Here is a 26,118-nt window from a genome sequence, read left to right as displayed (position 1 = left end):
TGGCCTTTCGACCACCTTTTGAAAAACCGGAAGCATCAAGGGATTCAGTCCGTGTCGGCCTCGGCGGCAAGTGCCTTCACAAGCTCCACGACCTTGCGGCGAACCTTCGGGTCGGAAATCTTTACGAACGCCCGGTTGAGCTGAAGGCCCTCCGAGGAAGAGAGGAAATCGACCACATAATTCGAGCTCGACGCTTCTGCCATGCCGGTCAGTCCACCGGTGTGATCGCCGGGCGCGTCCTCGAAGAAAAACGAAACCGGGACGTTGAGAATGCTCGAGATGTTCTGCAGGCGGCTCGCACCGACGCGGTTCGTGCCTTTTTCATATTTCTGGATCTGCTGGAAGGTAATGCCGAGGCTCTCGCCGAGCTTCTCCTGGCTCATTCCCAGCATTGTGCGGCGAAGCCGAATGCGGCTGCCAACGTGTATGTCGATCGGGTTAGGCTTCTTCTTGTTTTCAATCATGGTCGTGCCCTAGCAAAGAATTTCAACCTGGTTAAACCGGCAGTGCCCAGACCCATCCGTAACGCCACGTTGCAAGCGGCGAAAACCCCATCATCAAGCATACGTTAACAACGCCGATCGTCACCACTATGCAATTTTAGGGGTTTTGGGTCAATTCGGCTTGAAAATAAAACCAAAGCGGGAAATCGCCGCAATCAAAAACAACAACGTTTCAGTCAACCAGAAGTAAGCCTGTTGTAAAAACAAATTCCGGGAAGCGTTGCCGAATCTCTCAAGGGTTGCGTCGATGAAGCCTCTCTCATTGAGGCTGAGCCCTGCAACGATCTGCCCGCGCGCATTCACGATCGCCGAAATGCCGTTGTTGGCGTCGCGAATCAGCGGCAAACCTGTCTCCACTGCGCGCACCCGCGCTTGCTGGAAGTGCTGATAAGGACCGGGGGTATTGCCGAACCAGGCGTCGTTCGTGATGTTCAAGATCGCACCGGCATCGGCGATGTCGCCGGTCATCTCGTCGGCAAAGATGATCTCGTAACAGACCAGGGGATAGAGCTTTAGCCCCGTCGGCAGTTCCAGGAGATGCCGCGTTGCCGCGGCAGAGAATCCGCCCGGCATTTCGACGATATTCCCGATGCCGAAATCATCGAGGATATCCTCGAACGGCACATACTCGCCGAATGGGACGAGATGCACCTTGTCGGAAGCTGCGATGATCTGGCCGCGTCCATCGAAGGCGTAGATCGAATTGTAGTATCGCACCGGGTTTCCCGGCCCCATCTCTTCGGCTCGCACGGCGCCTGCGATCAGAATCTGATTGTCGTCCAGCGTATCGGCAATCCGGGCAAGAGCATCCTGATTGTCGGTGAGGATGAAAGGGATCGAAGTTTCCGGCCAGACGATGATGTCGGGTTTCTTTCCGCCGTCTCGCGGCGCTTCGGCGGAGAGCTTCAAATGCATCTCGAAGATGGCCGAGCGGTCGGCGTTGCTGTCGAGCTTGGCCGCCTGGTCGATCATCGGCTGCACGAGCCGGATCACTGGCCGTTTCTCCTCCGGCAGCGTGGAAGCTTGCGGCGCAACATGAAGCACATAGGCGCCGTATCCGACATGAGCTGCAAAAAGCAGAGCGGCAAGCCCGACACCTGCCGTCGCACCCTGGCGCGTCCCAACAAGAGCCGGGGCAGAAAAGACGAAGACGGCAAGAGCAGTCACGCCTGCGGTGCCGACGAGGTGTGCGGACTGCATCATCAAGGGCATAGGCATGATGCCGTAGCCGACCGCATTCCACGGAAAACCCGTAAAGGTGAAGCTGCGCAACCACTCGAAGAGGCCGAAGCTTGCGGCAAGTGCTGCAATGCGGCCCATCCCGTCCGACCAGAAGATGCGGGCAACAGCTGCCGCAAGGCCATAATAGATCGCCAGCACTGCCGGCAGGCCGAGGACGGCCAGCGGCAGCGCCCAGGCAAATTCTTCCGAATCGACCATGAGCGCATGGCCAAGCCACCAGAGGCCTGCGACGAAATAGCCGAAGCCGAAGAGCCACCCGATCGCGAAGGAGGGCCAGAGGCGGCCGAGGATGCTTGCCCCGGGGGAGGCGGCTGCGCCATCGATCAGCCAGACGAGGAGCGTGAAAGAGAAAAACATTGCAGCAAAAAAGCCGATCGGCGGGAGGGCCAGAACGGCAATTGCGCCGGCCAGGACAGCCAGCAACGCTCGTTTGAAACCCCAGACCAGGATGACCCTGTCCGCAAGACGCTCCATGCGCACTCCATTCAAGCCGCGAATCAACCCGGTCCGCAGTCTTTCAAAAAAGCCGCGCTTTGTCGTGCCGTGCGGAAAATCAGTTCGACGTGGACTCCGCCGTCCGGTCGTCTGTTGCCTCAGCACCGGTCGCACTTTCGCCGTCGGCCTTCACACGCCGGCGGATCGCCTGACGCTTGCGGGTGATGCGCACGCGCTTGATGCGGCGCGGATCGGCCTCGAGAATGTGGAATTCGAAATCCGGCAGCGCCTGGACCACTTCGCCCCGAACCGGAATGCGGCCGAGGGCGGAGAAGATGAGACCGCCAAGCGTATCGACCTCGTCCACCTGCTCGGTTATGTCGAAATCCGGGCCGATCGCTTCTGCAATCTCCTCCAGTTCGACGCGGGCATCCGCCACAAAGACGTCTTCGGAAATGCGCTTGAACATGACTTCTTCGTCGTCATGCTCGTCGTCGATGTCGCCGACGACCATCTCGACGATGTCCTCGTGTGAAGCCAAGCCGTCGGTGCCGCCATATTCATCGATGACGAGCGCCATCTGCGTGCGGTTCACCTGCATGCGGCGAAGCAGATCGGATGCCAGCATCGACGGCGGCACGAAGAGGATCTTGCGGATGATGCCGGCCTCGGCGAGCGTTTTCTGCAGGTCGACGCGGGCGAGATCGAAATTCGGTTTTGCCGAGCGTCCCGGCTTTTGGATGTTGTCTGTGGCGATCTCGACCAGCGGCTTGGCAGCAGTCTTGGTACCTGCCCGGCGCTTGTTGCGTGCCTGCTTTGCGACATAGGAGAGCAGGTCGCGGATATGCACCATGCCGCGCGGATCGTCGAGCGTATCGGCATATACGGGCATGCGCGAGCGTCCGGATTCCTCAAAGAGGATCATCAACTCGCCGATGGTTATGTTCTGGTCGACCGCCTCGATATCGGCGCGCGGAACCATGACGTCGGCGACACGCACTTCGCGGAAACGCAGGATGTTGTGGAGCATCGCCCGCTCGTCGGGCGAAAAGGCATCGTCGCCGGTATCGTTCGTCATAAGCGCGTCGGCGAGGTCTTCGCGGATGCGCGAACCTTGCTGGGGGCGGAGAATGCGGGCCGCACGCGCCCAGAATGATCGTCCTGATTGCCTGCTACTACTGCCAGCCTCATCCGAGGAGGAGGATTGATCGGCGTCCTTGGTTTCCGCCGCCGGTTTCGTTGTAAAGTCGCTCATCGTTCCATTTTAAGGTCTTGACCCTCGTATGGGTCAGATAGGCCGAGTACCGCTAAAATGCGAGTCTCCAACCGCTCCATAATTTCGGCTTCGTCGTTATTCATATGGTCGTAGCCGAAGAGATGCAAGAAACCATGCACCATCAGATGCGTCAGATGGTCCTCGAACGATTTTTCGAGCTCGCGTGCTTCCCGTTCGACGGTCTCCCTGGCGATGATGATATCACCAAGCATCGGACCTGGCATCTGTCCCGGCGCTATCGGAAAGGCAGGGAAGGAGAGGACATTGGTGGCCTTGTCTTTCTTGCGCCATTGGGCGTTGATGGCGCGGATGGCCTCGTCGTCCGTGAAGAGAAGAGAAAGCTCCGTCGCCCTCTTGGGAAACCTCTGCTTCTCGTCTTGCTCGAGAAGCTTCGATGCCGCTTCCAGCACGCGTTCGGCCAGGGCCTGAAGTTCGTTCTCCGAGGGCCAGTCGCCCTCCTCGATGCTGATCTGGATATCGATTGCGGCCATCAGACCTGCGGTCCGGCGTCTTCCGGGCGCGTGGTATAGGTGGCGTCATAGGCCCTTACGATCCGTCCGACCAGAGGATGGCGCACGACATCGACATCCTTGAAGCGGATCGTCGAGATCCCTTCCACGCCGTCGAGCAGATGCAGTGCCTCGACGAGTCCGGACTTCACGCCGCGCGGCAAATCGATCTGGCTCGGGTCGCCCGTGATGATCATTCGCGAATTCTCGCCGAGACGCGTCAGGAACATCTTCATCTGCATCGAGGTCGTGTTCTGCGCCTCGTCGAGGATGATGGCTGCGTTCGAGAGGGTGCGTCCGCGCATGAAGGCGAGCGGCGCGATCTCAATGACGCCGGCCGTGATCGCGCGCTCGACCTTGTCTCCGGGGATCATGTCGTAGAGCGCATCATAGAGCGGCCGGAGATAGGGATCGACCTTCTCCTTCATGTCCCCCGGCAGGAAGCCAAGGCGCTCGCCGGCTTCGACGGCTGGCCGCGAAAGGATGATCTTCTCGACGGCACCGCGTTCCAGCATCTGGGCCGCATGCGCGACGGCGAGATAGGTCTTGCCCGTGCCGGCTGGTCCAACGCCGAACACAAGTTCTGCGCGCTCCATGGCGCGTATGTAGGCATCCTGCGTCGGCGTGCGCGCAACGATCGTCTTCTTGCGTGTTGAAATCTGCGCCATGGTCAGCTTGGCTTTCTTCTCCATGGTCGGCAGGCTCAACTGATCGTCGGCGGCAACCGCCATGCGGATCGCGCCTTCCACGTCGGATCGTTCCACGCTGCCGCCTTTCTGGAGCTTTTCATAGAGGTAGTCCAGCGTGCGCCGCGCTTGATTGGTGGCGACGACGTCACCGGTGATGACGACGGAATTTCCGCGGGCGCGCGCATCGATCTGCAGCCGCTCTTCGAGAAGCTTCAGATTCTGGTCGAATTGCCCGAACAGCTCGCTGGCGAACCGGTTGTTCTCGAACGTCAGGACGAAGTGATTGGCGTCGCTCGCAATGCGTGGGTGGCGCGGTGAAGAAGAAACCAATTCTTGTCCGTTCAAGCGGTCGAGCTCCCTAGGTTAAACCTCAGCCTCTGCAAACTCGGCAAACAGGCTGTTCGTTCCGGTTCCGGTGATTCGCACTTTTATAATGTCACCGATTTGCGATGCTTTTGCATCAACATTCACTGACTGAAGCCAGGGAGAACGGCCGATAAGCTGTCCTGGCATGCGACCGGGCTTTTCAAGCAACAAATCAATCTCCTTGCCGATGCAGGACGTGTTGAATTCCTGCGTCTGCTTGAGGAGAAGCGCCTGCAGGCGCTCAAGCCGTTCTGCCTTGATCTCTTCCGGCACCTGGTCCTTCAGTTCCGCTCCGGGCGTACCCGGCCGCGTCGAATACTTAAAGGAGAAAGCCTGCGCATAGCCGATCTCCTCCACCAGTTGCAGTGTAGCTTCAAAATCCTTGTCTGTCTCCCCAGGAAAACCGACGATGAAATCACCCGAAAGCGCGATATCGGGGCGGGCGGCGCGGATGCGCTCGATCAGCATGATATATTCGGCTGCCGTATGGCGGCGGTTCATGGCCTTCAGGATCCGGTCCGAGCCTGCCTGCACGGGCAGGTGCAAGTAGGGCATCAGCGCCCGCAGATCGCGATGTGCCCCGATGAGGCGGTCGTCCATGTCACGCGGGTGGCTGGTGGTGTAGCGAAGCCGCGCAAGGCCTGGAATTTCAGCGAGGCGATAAAGTAGATCGCCAAGGCTCCATTCTTCGCCATTGGCCCCGGCGCCGTGCCACGCGTTGACGTTCTGGCCGAGCAATGTGATCTCGCGCACTCCGCCTTCGACGAGTTTTTGCGCCTCCTCGACAATCTGGCTGACTGGGCGGGAGGTTTCCGAGCCACGCGTGTAGGGTACGACGCAGAAGGTACAGAACTTGTCACAGCCTTCCTGCACCGTAAGGAACGAGGTCACGCCGCGCGAGCGGATCTTCCTGCTTTCGGCAATCGGCAGATGCTCGAACTTGTCCTCCAGCGCATATTCCGTATCGACGACGCGATGGCCCTGCTTGGCGCGCCGCAGCGCGTCCGGCAGGCGGTGATAGGTCTGCGGGCCGATGACGACATCGACGGCAGGCGCGCGGCGGAGGATTTCTTCGCCTTCGGCCTGGGCAACGCAGCCGGTCACGCCGATCATCATCTCGCGCCCATCGGCGGCCTTCTTCTTTTTCATCTCGCGCAGCCGACCGAGCGCCGAATAAACCTTTTCGGCCGCCTTTTCGCGGATATGGCAGGTATTCAGGAGAACGAGATCCGCCTCATCCATGTTCTCCGTCGGCTCGTAGCCGTCGCGGGCCAGTGCATCGCTCATGCGCATCGAATCGTAGACGTTCATCTGGCAGCCATAGGTCTTGATGAAAACCTTGCGGCTGTTGGTGCCATCGCGAAGGTCCTTGCTGGGGATGATCTCCGGGGCCGGAAGAAGGGCGCTGTCTTGGGTCATGGCCGGCTATTTAGTGGTTTTTTGCCCTCTAGAAAATCGAAATCTTGCCTCAGGGGATTTCACGGCCGCGAAGGCGGCTGTTGAGCATTGCACGGATACGCCGTGCTATGGTGGCGCTGACATCCTTCCGGTTCGAATCCGAACGGTATTCGACCGCCTCGCCGAAGCAGACCTCGGCATCGAGGGCGGCGCATTTCACGACGTCGATCAGGTGCGGCACGAGTTCCACGTCGCCTGGCCAGCCGGCCAGCGGTCGATGATAGCGGCCCATCGCAACGCCGTGCGCCTTTGTGTAGGCAATCGCAACCGGCTGCACGAAGACGGAACCGTTCGGCGAGTGCGGCACGGCCATGGCGGCCGCCCCGAAAAGCGAGGACTTGACTTCCAGCAGGCGATTGCCGTCCGAGGTCGTGCCTTCCGGAAACAGCACGATGATTTCGCCGCGCGCCATGCGGGCGGCGATCTCGCTTGCCTGATTGCCGGTCTTTCGCTTCTCTTCGCGCGCGATGAAGACGCTTTTCTGCAGCCGGGCAAGCAGGCCGAAGATGGGCCAGTCGCGCACTTCTATCTTGGCGATGAAGGCGACATCGGCGACCGAGGACATCACCATGATGTCCATCCACGATGCATGATTGACGCATAGCATCAGCGGTCGGCGCCCCTCAAGCTTGCCGTGAACCTTCACGCGAATGCCGAGGGCGTGGCAGGCAGCGCGGTGCCACAGGCGCGGAAGGATGCGGCGAAGCTTCCAGTCGAAACGGAGGCCGAGAAGCTGGAGGGGCATCAGCACAATGCTGGCGGCAGCGACGACGACTGCGGCATAGGCGATGCGCAGCCAGACGATCAACGCGAGCTCCATGCGGCTGCTGTCATCGGTTCAGCGTTCGTCTTTCTTCAACGGAATGCCGTAAAGCTCCAGCCGATGATCGACAAGCTGGAAGCCATGCTCACGGGCAATGCGCTCCTGCAGCGCTTCGATCTCCGGCGAGCGGAATTCGATGACAACGCCGTTCTTCAGGTCTATCAGGTGGTCGTGATGTTCTTCCGGCACCGTTTCATAGCGCGAGCGGCCGTCGCGGAAGTCATGGCGGGCGATGATGCCGGCATCCTCAAACAGCTTGACTGTTCGATAGACCGTGGAAATCGAAATCTTCGCGTCGACCTTCGCGGAACGGCGATAGAGTTCCTCGACATCCGGGTGATCTGCCGACTCTTCCAGGATGCGAGCGATCACGCGGCGCTGTTCGGTCATTCGCATGCCGCGCTCGGTGCAAAGCTCCTCAAGGGTCTTGGCTGCGTCGGTCATTGGCGGCCTTCATTCAGATTCCAATTCTCAACGGAACTAGCGAAGAACGCGCTTCATGACAAGCGCCGTGGAAACGGCGCCGTTCGCGTCCTTGTAGTATCCGCGGCGCTCGCCGACTTTCTCGAAGCCGAGCTTCTGGTAGAGGCCGAGGGCGGCGGCATTGCCGTCGTCGACTTCGAGGAACATGCTCTCACCACCGCGCAGCTTGGCTTCACGCATTGCTGCCTGCATCAGCCGCCAGCCGAGGCCGGCACGGGCAACTTTCGCCTGTACGGCGATCGAAAGGATTTCGGCTTCGCCTGCGACCTGGCGCGCGAGCACGAAGCCCGGCAGCGGTTTTTTCAAGAAAGCGTTGGTCTGGTGCGCCACGAAGCCGAAGACATTGTCCTGGCTGAGCAGGCTGTGGAATTCGCCGTCACCCCAGGGGCGGGCAAATCGTTCGCCATGCAGCGCAGCGACCGCTCGGCAATCGTCGCTGCCCATGGCGATGATCTCGAATTCGGGCTTCAGAGTGAGATAAGATTCCAGCATGGTCACACTCGCGCGATCGCGAACCCTGCCTGCGGTTTGGCGTCGGGTCCGCGTAGATAAAGAGGCTTCGGCTTTCCTGAACCGGGATCGGCGGCTGCACCGAGGCGTGCCACGATGGAAATGGGAAAATGATTGGCGTGTTCGCCCGAAGCGTCCGGCTTCAGGAGCGGTGTAGCCGAACCTGTAATTTCGCCGGCAAAGGCTGCCGCAATCCTTTTCGCCTCCTCGATCGGCACTGCGCGAGGTTCATCGAGCGCCGGGCCGTCGGCAGAAAAACTCTGGAGGTAGATTTCGCCGCGCTTGGCGTCCATGGCGGCAAGAACAGGGCGCCCGGGTGTCTTTTCGCGCCGGGCGGCGGCCATGGTCTCGAGCGTCGTGATGCCGACGGTTGGGATATTGAGCGCAAGGCCGAAACCGCGAGCTGCGGCGACACCGACGCGGATGCCTGTAAAGGAGCCGGGACCGACGGTGACTGCAATGCGTTCGACCATTGCAAGTTTCATGTCCGCCTGGCTGAGCACGCGGTCGACAATTCCCATCAAATGCTCTGCATGGCCCTTGCCGATCAGATCGGATGCCTCCCCCAGCACCATATCCCTGCCGCTGTCGTAGACAGCGGCAGCGCAATCTACACCAGCCGTGTCGAGCGCCAGAACAATCATGCCATCAATTTCCGAATAAAAGCCTACCACAAATTCAGCCGGCGCAATGCTAAGCCGGCTGAATTTCGGACAAATCGTCAGGCGGCGATGACTTCCTGCACTTCGGGAACGAAGTGACGAAGCAGGTTCTGGACGCCATGCTTCAGTGTCGCCGTGGACGAGGGGCAGCCGGCGCAGGAGCCCTTCATGTTGAGATAGACCTTGCCATCCTTGAAGCCGCGGAACGTGATATCGCCGCCATCCTGGGCCACTGCCGGGCGAACGCGGGTTTCAAGGAGTTCCTTGATGGTGAGCACGATGGTCTCGTCGGCCGCATCGAAGAATTCACCTCCGGCATCGAGCTCTTCCGAAAGTACCGAAGCGTCGCCCATGACCGGCTTTCCGGACATGAAGTGTTCCATGATAGAGCCAAGGATGGCGGGTTTCAGGTGCTGCCATTCCTGGTTCTCCTTGGAGACGGAAATGAAATCGTAGCCGAAATAGACACCGGTCACGCCCGGAATTTCAAAAAGGCGCGCAGCAAGCGGCGAAGCCTGGGCCTCCTTGGCGCTGCGGAATTCGGCAGTGCCGGTTTCCATCACCACCTTGCCCGGCAGGAACTTCTGTGTGGCCGGATTCGGCGTGGCTTCGGTCTGAATGAACATTTCGCTCTCCATGCGGGCCAGGTCGTCGCTCAGGCCGTCTTTAGAATTCTTCAAAAGAAAATAAGCCGATTGGCGGCGCTAATCAAGAGACAAAGACTCCAGAAATAGCCGCATTCTGCAGCACAACTTATGCCAGCGCATCCAGTTCTTCGTTCGTCAAGGTATCAGGCAGGACGGTGACGGGGATCGGGAAAGCCGCGGCTTTTCCGACAACGGACGACACCAGCGGTCCAGGGCCTTCCTTGGCGGAGCTTGCAGCCAGCACCAGGATCGCGATGTCGCGATCTTCTTCGATCACCGCATTGATCTCCTCGACCGCACTTCCCTCGCGGATGACGATTTCCGGCTCGATGCCGATCATTTCGCGTACCACCTGCGCCGCTTTGGCAACGACGGCTTCGGCTTCCTCACGGGCTTCGGCGCGCATGATCTCCTCGACGCCCAGCCATTGCTGAAAATCACCTTCGGGAATCACGTAGACAAGCACCAGTCCGCCATTGGAATTCTTGGCGCGCCGGCCGGCATAATGCACAGCGCTCTGGCATTCGGGTGTGCCATCGATCACCGCCATGAATTTGCGGCGATGCCCTTCGAGCCGTGAGAGTCGCTTTGATACCATGGCGCCGACTCTGACACCTTAACCGGGAAATTTGCAAGCCCCCGTCATTGAAGGGGACTCGCCTCAGAAGGCATGCCTAGTAGAGGAAGCCGATGATGTCACGGACATCCTTCATGGTCGCTTCGGCGCGCGCCCGGGCGCGTTCGCCGCCGTTGCGCAGGATTGCGTCGATATGGCTCGTATCGTTGAGCAGGCGGCGCATTTCGCCGGTGATCGGCGAGAGTACCTCAACGGCGAGATCGACAAGCGCCGGCTTGAAGACGGAGAACTGCTGGCCGCCGAATTCGGCAAGCACCTCGGTCTTCGTCTTGTCGGCAAGAGCTGCATATATGCCGACGAGATTGTCGGCTTCCGGGCGCCCCTTAAGGCCCTCAATCTCGCCCGGCAGGCCGTCCGGGTCGGTCTTGGCCTTGCGGATCTTCTTCGAGATGGCTTCCTCGTCGTCGAGCAGATTGATGCGCGACAGATCGGAGGGATCGGATTTCGACATCTTCTTCGTACCGTCGCGCAGAGACATCACGCGCGGAGCGGGGCCTTCGATCAACGGTTCGACCATCGGAAGAAAGGCGTGCACCGGCTCGTCGCCGACGATAATGTCGATACCGCGGCCGGCTCGGCGAATGTGGTCCTGATAATCGAGGTTGAACTTCATCGCGATGTCGCGGGCGAGTTCAAGATGCTGTTTCTGGTCGTCACCGACCGGAACATGCGTGCCGCGATAAACGAGGATGTCGGCCGCCATCAGGCTCGGATAGGCAAGCAGGCCGAGGGAAGCATTTTCGCGGTCCTTGCCGGCCTTGTCCTTGAACTGCGTCATGCGGTTCATCCAGCCGATGCGGGCGACGCAATTGAAGATCCAGGCGAGCTCGGCATGCTGCGGCACGGCCGATTGATTGAAAACGATATGCCTTTGCGGATCGATGCCGGAGGCGATGAAGGCTGCGGCGATCGAGCGGATCTGGCCCGGCAGGTCGTCGTGCACGAGCTGCGCCGTCAGCGAGTGCAGATCGACGACGCAATAGATGCAGTCATTGCCTTCCTGCAGCGCCACGAACTTGCGGATTGCGCCGAGATAGTTGCCGAGATGGAGATTTCCGGTCGGCTGAACGCCGGAAAATACAAGTTTCTTGAATTCGGTCACCTTGTCCTCGATTAGGCTGGTGGAGGGCCCCAGGGCGCAGTCGCCCATGTTGCTAACGCGGCGGCTTATGCACGTGCTCTGTGCCGCAATCAAGAGGCGGTGGGTGCGGCGTGACAGATGAGGTCGAAACTATTGCCGTAAGGATCCAGAAATTGGGCCACGGTGCCGTAAATTTCATGCCGGGGCTGTTCGAGGAAGCGCACGCCGCTGGCCAGCATGGCGGCATGATCTCGCGCAAAATCATCGGTCTTCAAGAAGAACCCGACACGCCCGCCGGTTTGATTTCCGATCGCCGCTTTCTGTGTTTCGTCGACTGCTTTGGCAAGAAGGAAGGCTGCTCCATCCCCGCCCTTCGGTTTGACGACTACCCAGCGCTTGCCTTCCGGCTGCACTTCGTCCTGCAGGCAGTCGAATTCGAGCGCTCCGCAGTAGAAGGCCTTTGCACGATCATAGTCGTCGACGACGAGGGTGACGAGAAAGAGGGATTGGGACATCTGCAAGCCTTCAGTTGCCGGGTCTCGTTAATCTGTCGCGGCCTCTTTGGGTCAGATGCGAGCGTCGTCCGATACGATTGGCATCTTCTTATTGCCTCATTCTCCGGCGTTTAAAGACCGCTATTTCGCATTATGACTGCCCTTCTTCGGCTTCACACCCCTTCTAGTAAATATTCGTTGCAAGGCCTTGTTTTTCATCGAAAGGTAGAGAGTAATTTATACTCAATTTGAGTTATGACTTTTATATAGACCCCAGCAATATGAGGATGATTCACTTTTCATATAAGTATAAAATTTCACAAATTGGCCATTTTTTGAATGAACGTTCTCGGCGCCAATCCGAGCCCGGCGATTAACCGGCCGCGCTCTACCTGGAGGGGACGTCATGCACACGATTTTATCACTCGTTCTTGCTGGCTTGTTCGCTTTGTCCTGCTACGCCGAGGCAGGCGCACAGAACGCTAAAAAACCCCCAGTAAGACTCCTTAAACACACAACGTCACAGGCCTATACGGTTCAGACCGTCAGTGTCAAAGTCGGCTGCTTCCCGCCGAAACTCAGAGCGATTCTCGCGCATATCTCGGCCAAGACCGGCCGAATCCCGATGGTGACGTCCGGTCTTCGCCACTCCGGACGCTCCCATTCTCAACATCGCCATTGCAACGCAGCCGACATCCGCGTGCCGGGCTTATCGGAACAAGCGATCATCGCGGCAGCACAGACGGCGCCGGGTATCGGCGGTATCGGGCGCTACTGCAACGGCATCGTCCACGTCGATATCGGGCCGAAGCGGCGCTGGCGCCATTGCTGACAGCCAATGCTGCCGTTCAGCCCTTTGCTTTGGGCGCGGTTTTCCGGTTGAGGTTTCGCCGGATCATGCCGAGGTCGGCGCCGCCGATCAAAAAGGCGGTCGCGAAATAGACGGCCATCGAAATGGCGATCAAAAGGCCAAGCGTACCGACCTTGGTCGCCAGATGGGCACTGGAAGCGAGCCAGGGTTCCCAGCGATGCTGCAAAAAGACGATGACGCCGCTCATCACGGCCGCCGAAACGACGAGTAGGGCTGCCCGGCGAGCGAGCGCCCATTCCCAGGCGAGATGACCGCGGGAAAGCAGCGTCGCGAAAAGCAGAACCGTGCTGATCCAGCCGGCGGTTGCTTCAGCCACTGCAATGCCTGGTGCGCCAAGATAGGGAAAAAGCGCCAGCGCCGTGGCGCAGTTGACGCCGACAGCAACGGCTGAAAAGCGCATCGGCGTCTTGGTATCCTCGCGGGCGTAAAAGCCCGGCTGCAGCGCCTTGATGAGCACGAAGGCCGGCAGGCCGATGCCGTAGATTGCGAGGATCGAGCCGACAAGGGCCGTGTTGTCCTGATGGAAGGCGCCACGTTCGTAAAGCACGCGGATGATCTCGTCAGCAAGCACCCAAAGGGCGAAGGCGGCGGGGATCGTCAGGAACAGCACGAATTCGATCGAGCGGTTCTGCAGGTTCCCGGCTTCGCGCAGGTTGCCGCCCTTCAGTGCGCGGGCAAGCTCCGGCAGCAATACGACACCGACGGCAACGCCAACGACGCCGAGCGGCAGCTGGTAGATGCGATCGGCATATTGCAGGGCGGCGATCGCACCATCGCGGGACGAGGCGATCGCCTGGCCGATCAGCTGGTTGATCTGTGTGATGCCGCCTGTGACGGCAGCGGGAACTGCAAGGATCAGCAGCCGCTTGACGTTCGGCGTCATTTTCGGGAAGCGAAAGCCAATGCTCATGCCGGCGTGCAGGACGCCGACATATACGACGGCGAGCTGCAGGATACCAGCGGCAAGCACGCCCCAGGAAAGATACCAGGCGGTCGCGAGCGGCTCGGCGCCGGTATAAATTGCGTAGACGAGTGCACCAATCATCACGACATTGAGGAAAACGGGCGCGACTGCTGCAGCAAAGAAATGGTGCAGCGAATTCAGCATGCCGCTCATCATAGCCGTCAGCGACATGCACATGAGATAGGGGAACATCACCGCGGCCATGCGGATGGTGGTCGAGAACTTGTCCGGATCGTCGGCAAAGCCGGGCGCGATGATGAAGCGTACAAGCAGCGGCATGCAAAGTTCCATCACGATGGTGATGAGCAGCAGCACCGAAAAAAGCACTCCGAAGACCTCTTCGGAAAACCGCTTGGCTCCTTCCGTACCGTTCGCTTCGATCTCCTTGGCAAATAGCGGCACGAAGGCTGCGTTGAAGGCGCCTTCGGCAAACAGCCGGCGGAAGAGGTTGGGAAACCGGAAGGCAGCATAGAAGACGTCAGCCATGGAGCCGGTGCCAAGGGCGGCTGCCATCAGCGTCTCGCGGGCAAAGCCGAAGATGCGGCTGCCGAGGGTCGCGCCGCCGACGGTGGCGAATTTCTTGACGAGGCTCATGTCGCAGACCCGGCTTTCTTTTCGCCCGGCTGCGATGTGCGCGTGGCGGCAGGCGCGATGATGCCGGAGGGCATGCGCTCGCGAAGCTCATCTTCTTCGCCGGCCATCACCGCCTTCAGCCGGGCGGTGATATTGGCGCGCTTGGTGTCGCTGGAGATTTTCTGGCCGACGAGGTCTGTGACATAGAAGGTGTCTATGACCTTTTCGCCAAAGGTGGTGATGCGGGCCGACTGGATGTCCAGCGAAAGATCGGAAAGCATGGCGGTGATTTCCGAAAGCAGGCCGGTGCGGTCGAGGCATTCGACTTCGATGACAGTGAACTTGTTCGACAGATTGTTGGTGATGTTGACCGACGGCGGAATGACGAAGGCCTTGCTCCTCTTGCGGTTCTTCGTACGCGTGGCGATGACTTCTGGCAGCCGCTTGCGGCCCGACAGTACGTCTTCGATCATGCGCCCGATCGTGCCGGCGCGGCGAAGTTCGTCGGCGTCATCCTGGAATTCGCGGCTGACATGGATCGTATCCAGTGCCCGTCCGTCCGAGGTCGTGAAGATCTGTGCATCGACAATGTTTGCACCTGCTGCAGCACATGCCCCGGCAATAACGGCAAGCAGCCGCGGGTGGTCTGGCGACAGCACGGTGATTTCGGTGATCGCGTGGAAACTGTCCGTTCGCACGGTTGTCGCAAGTGCCTGGCCGTTCTTGTCCGCCTGGCGGATGAAATCGGCGTGACGGACTTGGTCTTCCAGCGGCACGGAAAGCAGGTAAGGCTGGTAGTGCAGCTTGCTGTAGATCTTGCGATCCTTCTGGCTCCAATCGGAAAGTGCGTTGAACAGCGCTTCGGTCGCGGAATTGGCGCGCTCCTTGCGCGACACCTCCGAAAAGCCCCCGGCAAGCAGAAGTTCGGTCTCGTAATAGAGCGTCCTCAGCAACTGGCCCTTCCAGCCGTTCCAGACGCCCGGGCCGACGGCGCGAATATCGCAGATCGTCAGGACGAGCAGCATCTTCAGGCGATCAAGCGATTGAACGCGATCGGCGAAGTCGGTGATCGTCTTGCGGTCGGTGAGGTCGCGGGTCTGGGCAACCATGGACATCGTCAGATGCTCCTCGATCAGCCAGACGACGAGTTCCGTCTGCTTCTGCGACAGGCCGAAGCGGGAGCAGAGCTTGCGGGCAACGCGGGCTCCGGCGATCGAATGGTCTTCCTGGCGGCCCTTGGCGATGTCATGGAGAAGGACTGCGACATAGAGCGCCTCCCGGTCTTCGATCCCCGGCATCAGCTTGTTGGCGAGGGGATGCAGGTCGTCGGCCTTGCCCTTGTCGATTTCGGAGAGCACGTCGACGGTACGGATCAGATGCTCATCCACAGTATAGTGGTGGTACATGTTGAACTGCATCATCGCGACGATCTTGCCGAATTCCGGAATGAAGCGGCCAAGTACGCCTGCTTCGTTCATGCGGCGCAAGATGAGTGCCGGGTCGCGCTTGGAGGTCAGGATCGACATGAAGAGGCGGTTCGCCTCATCGTTTTCGCGCAGGTTGTTGTCGATGAGGTTGAGCGATCGCGTGACCCGCTTCAGGGCATCGGGATGGAATTCGAGACCGTTGATATCGGCAACGTGGAAGAGGCGGATGATGCTGACGGGATCGTGCTTGAACACGTCGGGGCTGGCGAGCGCGATGCGGCCTCGATCCTCCATGAATTCCGTGCTGCCGGCGATCTTGCGGCTGCGATGGGCAAAACGGCTGATCACCCCGGTGAGCCCCGGCGTCGATTTTGCCTGCTGGTCTTCAAGAGCCGCGCACAGGATGCGCGTCAGGTCGCCGACGTCCTTTGCCACCAGGAAGTAGTGCTTCATGAAACGTTCGACGGCCGAAAGGCCGGGGCGCGAATGATATCCAAGCGCTTCGGCAATCTCGCGCTGGATGTCGAAGGAAAGCCGTTCCTCCGCCTTGCCGGTCAGAAAGTGCATGTGGCAGCGCACCGCCCAGAGAAAATCGTCGGCCTTCTCGAACACGCGGTACTCGTGCTTGGACAGGACGCCGAGCGCCACGAGATCGGCCGTGTCGCGGACGTGATAGTAGTATTTCGATATCCAGAAGAGCGTGTGCAGATCGCGCAGCCCGCCCTTGCCCTCCTTGACGTTGGGTTCGACGAGGTAGCGTGTGTCGCCTGCCTTGCGGTGGCGTTCATCGCGTTCGGCAAGTTTGGCGGCAATGAATTCCGGTCCCGTGCCCGTCACGATCTCCTTGTCGAAGCGGGTCTCGAGCTCCGTTGCCAGCGATTTTAGGCCGCAGATGTAGCGCATCTCCAGGATGGCCGTGCGGATCGTCATGTCGGACCTGGAGAGCGCCATACACTCCTCGATGGTCCTTGTCGCGTGGCCGACCTTGAAGCCCATATCCCACAGCACATAGAGCATGAACTCGACAGCCTTGTGCGTCTCTTCTGACGGCCTTGGCTGAAAGAGGAAGAGCAGGTCGATGTCGGAGCCCGGCGCCAGCGTATCGCGGCCGTAGCCGCCGACCGCCGTCACGGCGAACTTGTGCTTCTGCTGCGGGAAAATATGTGCGCTGACGAATTCGTAGAGTAGCGTGATGATCTGGTCCTGCAGCCAGGAGATGCGCCGGGCGCAGCCAAGCCCGCTGCCGTCGGCAGAAAGAAGCGCGCGGGCCCTTTGGCGGCCGTCGATGCTTGCCTTCTTGAGTATGGCAAGCAGATCCGAGCGCATCACGTCCGGACGGGACCTGTTGGCTTCGGCAACGGCCTCGCAGAGTTTTTGCAGCAGGGCCGTGTCGAGAATCTCGGAGAAATCGATGTCAGTCATCGTTGCCATGCGCGGCGCGGCTTCCTGTTCGCGCGGTGCGACCGCGTCTCGTTTCGTCTGCATGCGCTATAGCCTCTTTACCCCGCGTTTGACACGGCTCTTCATACTGCAAGACCCCTTAATTTTGGCGAAAAGGTGGTTGCCTTCCCTTGCCGGGGGAAAGAGGGACAGCTTCAAGCCACCCCCGGCATGTTCACCGAATAAAGGACCTTGCGCGCCTCGCTGGTAATCTCCTCCAGCGTCTGTCTGTCGCAATCGCGGTAGCCCGCTTTGGCAATGGCCGCCGCAAGCTCGCAGATGATGGCGCAGGATCGAGTGATTTCGAGCAGGCCGACGGGCGAATTCCAGCTGCGCGGATTGCCGTGCTCGTCGGCGTTACGCAGTGCTTCGAGCACGGTGAACATGTCGGCGAGGCGCTGTGTTTCACGGACGAGACTGCGCATGAACATGACGGCTCCTACTTCAGCTGCTTCTTCAGTCCGTAAAGCGCCTCGAGGGCCTCGCGCGGCGTCATGTCGTCGAGGCTCATTTTCTTCAACGCTTCCTCGATCTTGGACGGCCCGCGATTGGCATCCTCGCGCCGCACCGCCACCTGGAACAGCGGCAGATCGTCGATCAGCTGGCTTGCCGGGTTCTTGCGGTCGGCATCTTCCAGCCGCGTCAGCACGTCGCGGGCGCGCGCGACGACGGACGCTGGCAGGCCGGCGAGCCTGGCCACCTGGATGCCGTAGGAACGGTCCGCCGCACCCGGTCCCACTTCGTGCAGGAAAATGACGTCGCCGTCCCATTCCTTGACACGCATGGTGGCGTTCGATAGCCGGTCAAGTTTTTCCGACAGCACCGTCAGTTCATGGAAATGCGTGGCGAAGAGACCGCGGCATCGGTTTGCCTCGTGCAGATGCTCCACGGCCGCCCAGGCGATCGACAGGCCGTCGAAAGTCGCAGTGCCGCGGCCGATCTCATCGAGGATGACGAGAGAGCGGTCGGTCGCCTGGTTGAGGATCGCGGCCGTCTCGACCATCTCGACCATGAAGGTGGAACGGCCGCGCGCCAGGTCGTCCGAGGCGCCGACGCGCGAAAAGAGGCGATCGACGATGCCGATGTGAGCGGAGCTCGCGGGCACGAAGGATCCCATCTGCGCCAGGATGGCAATCAACGCGTTCTGGCGCAGGAATGTCGACTTGCCGCCCATATTCGGACCGGTCAGCAGCCAGATTGCTCCATCTTTACCGTCCGCGACAGGCGAGAGATCGCAATTATTGGCAACGAAAGGGCCGGAGGACTGACGCCGCAGCGCCTGTTCGACAACCGGATGGCGCCCGCCTTCGATCGCAAACATTTTCGAGGCATCGACGAGCGGGCGGCAGTAGGCCTGCTCCTCCGCCAAGAGTGCGAGGCCGGCAGCAACGTCGATGATGGCAAGCGCGCGGGCGCCGGCCTTGATTGCCTCGGCTTCGGCGACGACGGCGGCCGTCATTCGGTCGAAGGCTTCGAGCTCGATCTGCAACGCGCGGTCGGCCGCGTTTGCGATCCGGCTTTCCAGGTCGGCAAGCTCGGTCGTCGTAAAGCGCATGGCATTTGCCATGGTCTGGCGATGGATGAAGCGGGCCTTGGCCTCCGGCGCATCCGTCATCGGCCCGGCATTGCCGGCTGTCACTTCGATGAAATAGCCGAGGATATTGTTGTGCTTGATCTTCAAAGACCTGATGCCGGTCTCATCGGCATATTGGAGCTGCAATCCGGCGATCACCCGGCGCGACTGATCGCGAAGCGCGCGAACTTCATCCAGATCGGCATTGGCACCGTCGCGCAAGAAGCCGCCGTCACGCTTCAACAGCGGCAGTTCGTCGGCGAGCATTTCTCCAAGCAGAGATTGAAGAGCTGCAGGCAAGGCCCGCAACCCGGAAAGGGCCGCATTGAGTTCTTCGGGCAAAAGCGCGTCGGCGAGCAGCTTTGCAAGGTCGCAAGCAGCGGCAAGTCCTTGCCGGATCGCCCAGAGATCGCGCGGGCCGCCGCGGTCGAGCGCAAGACGGGAGAGTGCGCGTGGCATGTCCGGCACATGCTTCAAGCCATCGCGCAGGTCGCCGCAAAGCCTCGGCTCCTCCATCAGGAAGCCGATCGAATCCAGCCGCTGGTTGATGCCGGCAGGATCGGTCAGCGGTGACATCAGCCGTTCTGCAAGAAGGCGTGCTCCTCCACCGGTGACCGTGCGGTCGATTGCTTTGAGCAGAGAGCCGTTGCGGTCGCCCGACAGCGTGCGGGCAAGCTCCAGATTGGCGCGGGTTGCGGGATCTATGAAGAGTGTCGAGGCGCCGCTCTCGCGCTCCGGTTTGCCAAGCGGCGGGCGTTCGGCGATCTGCGTCTTCTCGACATAGGCAACAGCTGCCGCCGCTGCCGCAAGTTCGGCGCGGGAGAAACTGCCGAAACCGTCGAGCGTCGAAATTCCGAAATAGCGCGCGATGCGATTTTCTGCCGTCGCGCTGTCGAAAAGCACGGAAGGCTGCGGCACGGCAGTGCGGCCGAGCACGTCGAAGACCGGCTTCAGCTCGGGATCGTGAAACATCGTGTCGGGCAGTATCAGTTCGCGGGGATCGATGCGCAGGATGTCGGCAAGCAGCCGTGATGGCTCTGTTTCCGCCAGCCGGAAGACGCCGGTAGAAATGTCGATCCAGGCCAGCGCGATCTGTGGTTCGGAGGCGCCGCGAATCCGGGTAAGCGCCATCAGATAGTTCGATTCGGAGGGCGATAGCAGCTTTTCTTCGGTGATGGTTCCCGGTGTGACAAGCCGAATGACATCGCGCTTGACGACGGATTTCGAGCCGCGCTTCCTCGCCTCCGCCGGATCTTCCACCTGTTCGCACACCGCGACACGGAAGCCCAGTCCGATCAGCTTCTGCAGGTAATCGTCGGCGGCATGCACGGGAACGCCGCACATCGGGATATCTTGCCCCATGTGCTGACCGCGCTTCGTGAGCGTAATGCCCAGCGCCCGCGAGGCTTCCAGGGCGTCTTCGAAGAACAATTCGTAAAAATCGCCCATTCGATAGAAGAGCAGCGAGTCGGGATTGTTCGCCTTGATTTCGATGAATTGCTCCATCATCGGCGTGGCCGAGGCACGGCTTTCCTCCGTGGATAGCTCGGCAGCCGAAAAGGCTTCGTTCCTGGCGTCTATTCGTTGGTTCACGGAAGCGCAATTTTCCAAAAAAAAACAGGTGCCAACCCTAGCCGCCCGCCGCTATAGATGACAACCGCCATTGAGGAAGCGCAAGGCGTCACCCACAGGACGTTGGAGGAAGAATGCCCGATATCGAAAAGAAGTCGCAACCGGTGACGTCCGTTACCGACAGTGAAGCGCTCGAGTTTCATGCCATGGGCCGGCCCGGGAAGCTGGAAATCAACCCGACGAAACCGATGGCGACGCAGCGCGATCTGTCGCTGGCCTATTCGCCGGGCGTCGCGGTGCCGGTAAAGGCGATTGCCGCCGATCCGGGCACTGCCTACGACTACACAACGCGCGGCAATATGGTGGCTGTCATTTCCAACGGCACAGCAATTCTAGGCCTCGGCAATCTCGGCGCCCTGGCATCCAAGCCGGTGATGGAAGGCAAATCGGTCCTTTTCAAGCGCTTTGCCGATGTCGATTCCATCGATCTTGAGGTCGACACGGAGAATGTCGACGAGTTCATAAACTGTGTGCGTTTCCTTGGCCCGTCTTTCGGCGGCATCAATCTGGAGGACATCAAAGCGCCAGACTGCTTCATCATCGAGCAGCGTCTCCGCGAGCTGATGGATATTCCGGTCTTTCACGACGACCAGCACGGCACAGCGATTATTGCAACGGCCGGCCTCATCAATGCGCTTGAGCTGACGGGACGTGACCTGAAAAAAACGAAACTCGTCTGCAACGGCGCAGGCGCTGCCGCAATCGCCTGTGTCGAGCTCGTCAAGGCGATGGGTTTTGCACCTGAAAACATCACCCTTGTCGACACCAAGGGCGTCATCTATCAGGGGCGCACCGAGGGCATGAACCAGTGGAAATCGGCACACGCGGCAAAGACAAAGGCTCGCACGCTGGCAGATGCGATGAACGGTGCAGACGTCGTGTTCGGCCTGTCGCAGAAGGGTGCTTTCTCCGAAGAGATGATTCGTTCGATGGCCGACCGGCCGATCATCTTTGCGATGGCAAACCCCGATCCGGAAATCACGCCCGAGGAAGTCGCGCGCATCCGCGATGACGCCATCATGGCGACAGGGCGATCGGATTACCCGAACCAGGTGAACAACGTTCTCGGTTTTCCTTATATCTTCCGCGGCGCGCTGGACGTGCGGGCAACCACGATCAACGACGCGATGAAGATCGCCGCCGTCAAGGCGCTTGCCAACCTGGCCCGCGAGGATGTGCCCGACGACGTCGTTGCCGCTTATCAGGGCAACCGCCCGCGCTTTGGCGCGCAATATATCATTCCGGTGCCCTTCGATCCGCGCCTCATTTCGGCAATCCCGGCCGCCGTCGCGCAGGCTGCGATCGAAACTGGCGTTGCCCGCAAGGTGATCACCGACATGGACGGCTATCGCCGCGAGCTGTCGGCAAGGCGCGATCCGATCGCGTCGACGCTTGCGAGCCTCTACGAGCGGGTTCGCCGCCGTCCGAAACGGATGGTTTTTGCCGAGGCGGAAGAAGAGCAGGTCATGCGCGCGGCGATGTCCTACGCCAACCAGCAGCTCGGCACGGCAATTCTTCTCGGCCGCGAAGACCTGATCAGGGCGACGGCGGAGCGGGCAGGGATCGACCTCAACCGGCCCGGCCTCGAGATCGTCAATGCGCGCATTTCGACGCGCATCGAGGCCTACACCGACTACCTCTACGCCCGGCTGCAGCGGAAGGGCTATCTGCACCGCGATGCACAGCGCCTGATCCACAACGATCGCAATCATTTCGCCGCGACGATGGTGGCCCTTGGCGATGCGGACGGCATGGTGACCGGCATTACGCGCAATTATTCGACGGCGCTGGAGGACGTGCGGCGCTGCATCGACGAGAAGCCGGGCCACCGCGTCATCGGCGTATCGCTGGTGATTGTCCGCGGCCGGGCGGTCTTTGTGGCAGATACTGCGGTTCATGATATGCCGACTGCCGAGGAGCTGGCCGATATCGCCGAAGAAGCGGCGGGCCTTGCGCGCCGCATGGGCTATCAGCCGCGCGTTGCGCTGCTCGCCTATTCCACCTTCGGTCATCCTTCGGGCGAACGTTCCGAGCGCGTGCGCGAAGCCGTGAAGATCCTCGACAAGCGCCGCGTCGATTTCGAGTATGATGGCGAAATGGCAGCCGACGTGGCGCTGAACCGAAAGGTGATGGAACAGTACCCGTTCTGCCGCTTGTCGGCTCCCGCCAACGTGCTGGTCATGCCGGCCTTCCACTCTGCTTCGATCTCGACGAAGATGCTGCAGGAACTCGGCGGTTCGACGGTCATCGGCCCGATCCTTGTCGGTCTCGACAAGGCCATTCAGATCACCTCGATGGGCGCCAAGGACTCCGACATCGTCAACATGGCGGCGATCGCGGCTTATTCGGCGGGATAGCAGCCAGGCGAGCTACCTTCTCCCGCTGGAAAGCAGGGCCTCGCGACGCTGCTTGCCCATCTTCGGCATCGCCAGAACCCATGCGAAACTCTCCCCGTCTCCCCAACGGATAGGGAGGCGGGGAAGGTTGGATGCGACGGCGGCGCGAGAGGGCATCAGAAGGAGTGAACGCCTCGCTTCCATCTGACGAGATCACCAGAATGCGCCGCCAGCTCGATCTTTTCAAAAATCAGCTTGCGAAACGGCCGGCGTCAGCGCCGTAGTAGTTCAAATAGCGATCCGAAATGCTCGCGATCGGCAGCACGATCAGCACGTCCGTCGTGTTGAACGCGTGGTCCACCACCGCGGTGGAGCCGACCATGGCGCCGAGGCGAAGGTAGCCCTTGATCAGCGGCGGAAGGGCCATCAGCGCCTTCTTCGGGTTGACGGCCTCCGGCGGCATGAGATCCATGCTGCGAGCTCGTCCCGGCAGAGCGCCGACCGCCCATTCGCCCTTGGCAAGGACCGTGTGGTGCAGGAAGGAAAGTGCCAGCGCATGGCTCTCCGGATGCACACCCGGCAGAGAGGCGCAGCCGAACATGGCGCTCATGCCGTGTTTCAAGGCATAGGCCCAGTTGCCCTGCCAGAGAAGTTCGACGGTGCGTTTCGTGCGGTATTCCGGCAGCACGCAGGAGCGGCCGAGTTCCATGAAGCGCTTGTCTGGATGGCGCGCCAGAAGCTCGCCGATCGCGAATTCGGAAGCCGAGTAAAAACCGCCATTTGCCATTGCCACGTCCTGGCGCAGCAGGCGGTAGGTTCCGACGATCTGGTCTTCGCTATCACCTTCGATCGAGCGGTCGAGGACGAGAAGGTGATCGCAGAATGCATCGTAGGCGTCGAAGTCGCGTTCGCGGCGCATGGCCTCTGGCGGAAGCTGCGCCTGCATTTCCTGAACGAAAACGCGGTAGCGCACATGCTGCGCAGCATCGATCTCGCAAGCAGTGCGCGCAAGGCGGGTTTCCAGGTTGCCAATGCGGCCCAGGACGTCGCCTTCCTTCGGCGCGACGGTCGCTGCAGGCGGAGAAATCTCCGGCGTCGTGTCGCGATTAAGGATGTCGATGGACATGATGATTCTCCCGTTGCCGGCTCATGGCGTGTCATAAAACACTTCTGTACGACAGGAAAGTGACATGGATTTTACGGAAAAACGACGCTTGTGTCACTCTGCTCAGAGCGCTTCGGCCCGGCGGGCGGAAAGAGCTGCAACGGCATGGACTTCCGTCAATAGCCGGATTGGGTCGACAGGTTTCAGCATCACCCGGTTTGCGCCGGCAAGCAGGACCTGGCGGCGCGACTCGTCGCGTTTGTCGGCAGTCAGCACGATGACCGGCACCGGAACGACCTGCAGCCGCCGTTCGTGACCGCGCAACCGGCCGATCATTTCCACACCTTCGCCGCCCGGCATCGTGAGATCGCTGATGACGATGTCGGGCCGCATGCTGCCTTCGGCAAGGGCGCAATCGAGCAACGTCTCGAAGTCTTCGACATGTCGAACCTTATGTCCGCCCTTCTCCAGCATGGCGCGGACAAGCATCGCGTTGATCGGATCGTCTTCTCCGAGAAGGATATTCAGTCCGCCTGGCATGTTCGCTTCGGGGATGGCGGCGGTAAAGCCGGGCTGGTTGTCGTTCAGCGCATCGCGCTTTTCCATGCCGCGCATGCGTCCGCGAAGCACGTCGATCAGCGACTGTTCGCGAAGAGGGCGAATAAGCCAGGCGTCGAAGAGATCAAGCGGATGGGCGTTACGCTCTTCCGGGTTGACGAGAAGGGTCTTGCGCAAGCCGAGCGCGGCAATTTCGACGCGGTCGGCAAGATGCTCTGTAAACTCCGCGGACATGCGATGATCGACGATGATGTCCGTCGGGCGATGGCCGATCCCGGCAATGTAGAGAAGCGTCTCGCGAGCCTTTTCGCCGTCGGCCACCAGATGGCAATCGCCGCCGAGAGCGACGATGGTCTCGGCGATTGCGGCGCGGGCTGCACCGTCCGGCGCAAGAAGCACGACGACATTGCCGGCAAGCAGGGATTTGCGGCTGCCGCGAACCTCTGCTGGAATATTTGCAGGAAAGCGGATCGTGAATTCGCTGCCCTTGCCCTTTTCGCTGACGACCGTCAGCGAACCGCCGAATTCGCGCATGATGCGGGCGGAGATGGTGAGCCCGAGCCCGGTGCCGCCGCTCTTTTCCGTCATGGTTCCTCCCTGCTCGAATTCGCCGAAGATTCGGGAATGCTCCTCCGTCGTCATTCCCGGGCCGGTGTCGGTCACCGTTATCACGAGGTCGTCGTTACGCAAGGATACACGGATGAAGACGCCGCCCACCTGGGTGAACTTCACCGCATTGCCGATGACGTTGAATAGGACCTGACGCAGCCGCGCCGGATCGAAACTCATGAATTCAGGCACGTCGGAAGAGACGGTCGCACCGATCTCGATGCCCTTTTCGTGGGCACGGTGTGCCAGCATTTCGACGACGCTTTCCAAGAGCTGACGCAGCGATTCGGTGCGCGGACGAAGCTGGAAGCGTCCGACTTCGATTGTGGAGAAATCGAGCAGGTCTTCGACGAGTTGGGCAAGCGCATGGCCTGACTGGCGGATGCCGTCGAGATAGTTCTGCTGCTCCTGTGTCATCTGCGCCTGGCTAAGCAGATGGGTCATCCCGAGAATGCCGGATAGTGGTGTTCGGATTTCATGGCTGACGGTTGCAAGCAAGCGGGATTTTGCCGCACTGTTGTACTCGGCCTTTTGGCGTGCCTCCTCTCGCGCCTGCGCTGCAAGGCGCTCGGCCGTCACGTCGCGGGCGACGCTCTGGAGCAGCAGACGTCCCTTCGGCGGATCGCGGGTGACGACATCATGCCAGGCGAAGATGCGCTGGCCTTGAGGCGTCGAGATCTCGACATCGAAGCGATATGGTTCGGCGTCAGGGCGAAAGGCGATGCCGAGTTGTTCGCAGGTCTGCCCTTCCGGCTTCAGACGGCCCGTCAGGCGGCGAAAAGTGGCATTGGCGCCGATGATCCGCCCGTCGATGGTTCGGGTAACGGTTATGTCGCCGAGGGCGTCGTGAACATTGGCGAATACGTGAGCGGCGTCGCCTGCCTGAGGCTGGTTGCCGGTCCGCTGGCGCAGCCTCACCAGCAATAGATAACCTGCAAGTGCTACGGCAAGGATTGCAAGACCTGCGGAAAATAGCGGAGGTCCGCCTGCCTGCCCGAGTGCAAGGAGCGCGATTGCAGCAAAAAGGCCAAGCCCGCCGAGCCAGTAAAAGACCGGGATGCGCAGCCGATGCTTTTGCTTTGGTGTTGCCGGCGCCGGCTGAACGACATCGTCTGCCGGCCGCAGATCATGCGGCTTGGCGGACGCGCCGAATGCGGCGGCGAGACGTTCCTGCAATTGAGCCAGACTGTGCATAATTGCTGGCTACCATATGTG

General features: G+C 60.5%; 22 protein-coding genes. 2 read left to right on the top strand and 20 right to left on the bottom strand.

The window, feature by feature from the left end; translation table 11 throughout:
* Positions 1-44: 44 nt before the first annotated feature.
* The 14 genes from EV130_RS11545 to EV130_RS11480 form a co-directional block, all read right to left on the bottom strand.
* On the bottom strand, positions 45-464 hold the full coding sequence (locus EV130_RS11545) for a helix-turn-helix domain-containing protein (protein WP_022713467.1): 420 nt from the start codon (positions 462-464) through the stop codon (positions 45-47).
* A 150-nt stretch (positions 465-614) separates the two neighbouring features.
* Positions 615-2,219, bottom strand: a complete 1,605-nt coding sequence (lnt, locus tag EV130_RS11540; RefSeq protein ID WP_132551158.1) for an apolipoprotein N-acyltransferase — start codon at positions 2,217-2,219, stop codon at positions 615-617.
* Between the two features lie 79 nt (positions 2,220-2,298).
* A complete protein-coding gene (locus tag EV130_RS11535) occupies positions 2,299-3,435 on the bottom strand; it encodes a hemolysin family protein (protein WP_074059966.1) in 1,137 nt (378 codons plus the stop codon).
* Complete coding sequence (gene ybeY / locus EV130_RS11530; RefSeq protein WP_132551156.1) at positions 3,432-3,947, bottom strand: rRNA maturation RNase YbeY; 516 nt, start codon at positions 3,945-3,947, stop codon at positions 3,432-3,434. The genes EV130_RS11535 and ybeY overlap by 4 nt, the downstream gene beginning before the upstream one ends.
* Entirely contained in the window at positions 3,947-4,999 is a 1,053-nt protein-coding gene (locus EV130_RS11525; RefSeq protein ID WP_074059968.1) for a PhoH family protein, read from the bottom strand. The genes ybeY and EV130_RS11525 overlap by 1 nt, the downstream gene beginning before the upstream one ends.
* Positions 5,000-5,017: 18 nt before the next feature.
* Positions 5,018-6,439, bottom strand: coding sequence for a tRNA (N6-isopentenyl adenosine(37)-C2)-methylthiotransferase MiaB (gene miaB, locus EV130_RS11520; RefSeq protein WP_074059969.1), 1,422 nt, complete (start codon positions 6,437-6,439; stop codon positions 5,018-5,020).
* A gap of 49 nt (positions 6,440-6,488) precedes the next feature.
* Complete coding sequence (olsA, locus tag EV130_RS11515) at positions 6,489-7,286, bottom strand: lyso-ornithine lipid O-acyltransferase (protein ID WP_132660512.1); 798 nt, start codon at positions 7,284-7,286, stop codon at positions 6,489-6,491.
* A 30-nt stretch (positions 7,287-7,316) separates the two neighbouring features.
* Positions 7,317-7,745: a Fur family transcriptional regulator gene (locus EV130_RS11510; RefSeq protein ID WP_022713474.1), complete on the bottom strand. Its 429-nt coding sequence runs from the start codon at positions 7,743-7,745 to the stop codon at positions 7,317-7,319.
* A 36-nt stretch (positions 7,746-7,781) separates the two neighbouring features.
* A complete protein-coding gene (locus tag EV130_RS11505) occupies positions 7,782-8,276 on the bottom strand; it encodes a GNAT family N-acetyltransferase (protein WP_074059970.1) in 495 nt (164 codons plus the stop codon).
* A gap of 2 nt (positions 8,277-8,278) precedes the next feature.
* A complete protein-coding gene (gene tsaB, locus EV130_RS11500) occupies positions 8,279-8,938 on the bottom strand; it encodes a tRNA (adenosine(37)-N6)-threonylcarbamoyltransferase complex dimerization subunit type 1 TsaB (protein WP_132551152.1) in 660 nt (219 codons plus the stop codon).
* Positions 8,939-9,015: 77 nt separating this feature from the next.
* Positions 9,016-9,582 (bottom strand): NifU family protein, encoded by a 567-nt coding sequence (locus tag EV130_RS11495; protein WP_074059972.1) that lies wholly within the window; start codon positions 9,580-9,582, stop codon positions 9,016-9,018.
* Positions 9,583-9,709: 127 nt separating this feature from the next.
* Positions 9,710-10,201 carry a universal stress protein gene (locus EV130_RS11490; RefSeq protein WP_074059973.1) on the bottom strand — a complete coding sequence of 164 codons (492 nt, stop codon included), beginning with the start codon at positions 10,199-10,201 and terminating at the stop codon, positions 9,710-9,712.
* 76 nt (positions 10,202-10,277) lie between these two features.
* Positions 10,278-11,342 (bottom strand): tryptophan--tRNA ligase, encoded by a 1,065-nt coding sequence (trpS, locus tag EV130_RS11485; RefSeq protein ID WP_132660340.1) that lies wholly within the window; start codon positions 11,340-11,342, stop codon positions 10,278-10,280.
* Between the two features lie 89 nt (positions 11,343-11,431).
* On the bottom strand, positions 11,432-11,836 hold the full coding sequence (locus tag EV130_RS11480; RefSeq protein WP_074059974.1) for a VOC family protein: 405 nt from the start codon (positions 11,834-11,836) through the stop codon (positions 11,432-11,434).
* Positions 11,837-12,221: 385 nt separating this feature from the next.
* Between EV130_RS11480 and EV130_RS11475 the strand changes: the two genes are divergently transcribed.
* Positions 12,222-12,647, top strand: a complete 426-nt coding sequence (locus EV130_RS11475) for a YcbK family protein (RefSeq protein ID WP_074059975.1) — start codon at positions 12,222-12,224, stop codon at positions 12,645-12,647.
* 16 nt (positions 12,648-12,663) lie between these two features.
* On the opposite strand, the gene murJ is transcribed toward EV130_RS11475, so the two are convergent.
* The 4 genes from murJ to mutS form a co-directional block, all read right to left on the bottom strand.
* Positions 12,664-14,244: a murein biosynthesis integral membrane protein MurJ gene (murJ, locus tag EV130_RS11470; protein WP_132551150.1), complete on the bottom strand. Its 1,581-nt coding sequence runs from the start codon at positions 14,242-14,244 to the stop codon at positions 12,664-12,666.
* Positions 14,241-17,135, bottom strand: a complete 2,895-nt coding sequence (locus tag EV130_RS11465) for a [protein-PII] uridylyltransferase (protein ID WP_074059977.1) — start codon at positions 17,133-17,135, stop codon at positions 14,241-14,243. Before EV130_RS11465 ends, murJ begins: the two co-directional genes overlap by 4 nt.
* Before the next feature lie 110 nt (positions 17,136-17,245).
* Positions 17,246-17,521, bottom strand: a complete 276-nt coding sequence (locus EV130_RS11460) for a hypothetical protein (protein WP_132660338.1) — start codon at positions 17,519-17,521, stop codon at positions 17,246-17,248.
* Between the two features lie 8 nt (positions 17,522-17,529).
* Positions 17,530-20,256: a DNA mismatch repair protein MutS gene (gene mutS, locus EV130_RS11455; RefSeq protein ID WP_132660336.1), complete on the bottom strand. Its 2,727-nt coding sequence runs from the start codon at positions 20,254-20,256 to the stop codon at positions 17,530-17,532.
* Between the two features lie 113 nt (positions 20,257-20,369).
* Between mutS and EV130_RS11450 the strand changes: the two genes are divergently transcribed.
* Entirely contained in the window at positions 20,370-22,652 is a 2,283-nt protein-coding gene (locus EV130_RS11450; RefSeq protein WP_074059980.1) for an NADP-dependent malic enzyme, read from the top strand.
* A gap of 229 nt (positions 22,653-22,881) precedes the next feature.
* Here EV130_RS11450 and olsB read toward each other — a convergent pair whose 3' ends face one another.
* Together olsB and EV130_RS11440 are read right to left on the bottom strand one after the other, a co-directional pair.
* Positions 22,882-23,760, bottom strand: a complete 879-nt coding sequence (gene olsB, locus EV130_RS11445) for a l-ornithine N(alpha)-acyltransferase (protein ID WP_196776322.1) — start codon at positions 23,758-23,760, stop codon at positions 22,882-22,884.
* Between the two features lie 99 nt (positions 23,761-23,859).
* A complete protein-coding gene (locus EV130_RS11440) occupies positions 23,860-26,097 on the bottom strand; it encodes a hybrid sensor histidine kinase/response regulator (protein ID WP_132660334.1) in 2,238 nt (745 codons plus the stop codon).
* Positions 26,098-26,118 lie beyond the last annotated feature (21 nt).

The sequence above is a fragment of the Rhizobium azibense genome (genome assembly GCF_004342325.1).
In the GTDB taxonomy this organism is placed as follows: domain Bacteria; phylum Pseudomonadota; class Alphaproteobacteria; order Rhizobiales; family Rhizobiaceae; genus Rhizobium; species Rhizobium etli_B.
Note: the sequence above shows the minus strand (reverse complement) of the source record. Positions and strands in the feature narration are given on the sequence as shown.

What these genes read in the sequence shown, in the direction of transcription:
- EV130_RS11480 (WP_074059974.1), bottom strand. Translation starts at nt 11,836, where the DNA reads ATGTCCCAATCCCTCTTTCTCGTCACCCTCGTCGTCGACGACTATGAT.
- EV130_RS11460 (WP_132660338.1), bottom strand. Translation starts at nt 17,521, where the DNA reads ATGTTCATGCGCAGTCTCGTCCGTGAAACACAGCGCCTCGCCGACATG.
- EV130_RS11535 (WP_074059966.1), bottom strand. Translation starts at nt 3,435, where the DNA reads ATGAGCGACTTTACAACGAAACCGGCGGCGGAAACCAAGGACGCCGAT.
- EV130_RS11465 (WP_074059977.1), bottom strand. Translation starts at nt 17,135, where the DNA reads ATGCAGACGAAACGAGACGCGGTCGCACCGCGCGAACAGGAAGCCGCG.
- EV130_RS11505 (WP_074059970.1), bottom strand. Translation starts at nt 8,276, where the DNA reads ATGCTGGAATCTTATCTCACTCTGAAGCCCGAATTCGAGATCATCGCC.
- tsaB (WP_132551152.1), bottom strand. Translation starts at nt 8,938, where the DNA reads ATGATTGTTCTGGCGCTCGACACGGCTGGTGTAGATTGCGCTGCCGCT.
- EV130_RS11440 (WP_132660334.1), bottom strand. Translation starts at nt 26,097, where the DNA reads ATGCACAGTCTGGCTCAATTGCAGGAACGTCTCGCCGCCGCATTCGGC.
- ybeY (WP_132551156.1), bottom strand. Translation starts at nt 3,947, where the DNA reads ATGGCCGCAATCGATATCCAGATCAGCATCGAGGAGGGCGACTGGCCC.
- EV130_RS11545 (WP_022713467.1), bottom strand. Translation starts at nt 464, where the DNA reads ATGATTGAAAACAAGAAGAAGCCTAACCCGATCGACATACACGTTGGC.
- murJ (WP_132551150.1), bottom strand. Translation starts at nt 14,244, where the DNA reads ATGAGCCTCGTCAAGAAATTCGCCACCGTCGGCGGCGCGACCCTCGGC.
- EV130_RS11475 (WP_074059975.1), top strand. Translation starts at nt 12,222, where the DNA reads ATGCACACGATTTTATCACTCGTTCTTGCTGGCTTGTTCGCTTTGTCC.
- EV130_RS11495 (WP_074059972.1), bottom strand. Translation starts at nt 9,582, where the DNA reads ATGTTCATTCAGACCGAAGCCACGCCGAATCCGGCCACACAGAAGTTC.
- lnt (WP_132551158.1), bottom strand. Translation starts at nt 2,219, where the DNA reads ATGGAGCGTCTTGCGGACAGGGTCATCCTGGTCTGGGGTTTCAAACGA.
- EV130_RS11450 (WP_074059980.1), top strand. Translation starts at nt 20,370, where the DNA reads ATGCCCGATATCGAAAAGAAGTCGCAACCGGTGACGTCCGTTACCGAC.
- miaB (WP_074059969.1), bottom strand. Translation starts at nt 6,439, where the DNA reads ATGACCCAAGACAGCGCCCTTCTTCCGGCCCCGGAGATCATCCCCAGC.
- EV130_RS11490 (WP_074059973.1), bottom strand. Translation starts at nt 10,201, where the DNA reads ATGGTATCAAAGCGACTCTCACGGCTCGAAGGGCATCGCCGCAAATTC.
- EV130_RS11510 (WP_022713474.1), bottom strand. Translation starts at nt 7,745, where the DNA reads ATGACCGACGCAGCCAAGACCCTTGAGGAGCTTTGCACCGAGCGCGGC.